Consider the following 1,577-nt stretch of genomic DNA (forward strand, 5'->3'; position numbering starts at 1 on the left):
TTCGTGCAAACTCTAGAAAGGAGGTGATCCAGCCGCACCTTCCGATACGGCTACCTTGTTACGACTTCACCCCAGTCACGAATCCTACCGTGGTAAGCGCCCTCCTTGCGGTTAAGCTACCTACTTCTGGTAAAACCCGCTCCCATGGTGTGACGGGCGGTGTGTACAAGACCCGGGAACGTATTCACCGCGACATGCTGATCCGCGATTACTAGCGATTCCAACTTCATGCAGTCGAGTTGCAGACTACAATCCGGACTACGATACACTTTCTGCGATTAGCTCCCCCTCGCGGGTTGGCGGCGCTCTGTATGTACCATTGTATGACGTGTGAAGCCCTACCCATAAGGGCCATGAGGACTTGACGTCATCCCCACCTTCCTCCGGTTTGTCACCGGCAGTCTCATTAGAGTGCCCTTTCGTAGCAACTAATGACAAGGGTTGCGCTCGTTGCGGGACTTAACCCAACATCTCACGACACGAGCTGACGACAGCCATGCAGCACCTGTGTACTGGTTCCCTTTCGGGCACTCCCCAATCTCTCGGGGATTCCAGCCATGTCAAGGGTAGGTAAGGTTTTTCGCGTTGCATCGAATTAATCCACATCATCCACCGCTTGTGCGGGTCCCCGTCAATTCCTTTGAGTTTTAATCTTGCGACCGTACTCCCCAGGCGGTCTACTTCACGCGTTAGCTGCGTTACCAAGTCAATTAAGACCCGACAACTAGTAGACATCGTTTAGGGCGTGGACTACCAGGGTATCTAATCCTGTTTGCTCCCCACGCTTTCGTGCATGAGCGTCAATCTTGACCCAGGGGGCTGCCTTCGCCATCGGTGTTCCTCCACATATCTACGCATTTCACTGCTACACGTGGAATTCTACCCCCCTCTGCCAGATTCTAGCCTTGCAGTCTCCAATGCAATTCCCAGGTTGAGCCCGGGGATTTCACATCAGACTTACAAAACCGCCTGCGCACGCTTTACGCCCAGTAATTCCGATTAACGCTTGCACCCTACGTATTACCGCGGCTGCTGGCACGTAGTTAGCCGGTGCTTATTCTTCAGGTACCGTCATTAGCAAGGGATATTAGCCCTCACCGTTTCTTCCCTGACAAAAGAGCTTTACAACCCGAAGGCCTTCTTCACTCACGCGGCATTGCTGGATCAGGCTTTCGCCCATTGTCCAAAATTCCCCACTGCTGCCTCCCGTAGGAGTCTGGACCGTGTCTCAGTTCCAGTGTGGCTGGTCGTCCTCTCAGACCAGCTACTGATCGATGCCTTGGTAGGCTTTTACCCTACCAACTAGCTAATCAGATATCGGCCGCTCCACGAGCATGAGGTCTTGCGATCCCCCACTTTCATCCGTAGATCGTATGCGGTATTAGCGTAACTTTCGCTACGTTATCCCCCACTCCAGGGTACGTTCCGATATATTACTCACCCGTTCGCCACTCGCCACCAGAGCAAGCTCCGTGCTGCCGTTCGACTTGCATGTGTAAGGCATGCCGCCAGCGTTCAATCTGAGCCAGGATCAAACTCTTCAGTTTAATCTCTGTTACTTTGCCGTTTTACCGGCA

The 1,577-nt window shown here is 53.1% G+C and carries 1 rRNA gene; it reads right to left on the minus strand.

The window, feature by feature from the left end:
- Window positions 1-16: 16 nt before the first annotated feature.
- A 16S ribosomal RNA gene (locus tag J0O65_RS19930) occupies window positions 17-1,547 on the minus strand.
- Window positions 1,548-1,577 lie beyond the last annotated feature (30 nt).

The sequence above is a fragment of the Janthinobacterium sp. JC611 genome (assembly GCF_018682595.1).
In the GTDB taxonomy this organism is placed as follows: Bacteria; Pseudomonadota; Gammaproteobacteria; order Burkholderiales; family Burkholderiaceae_D; genus Janthinobacterium.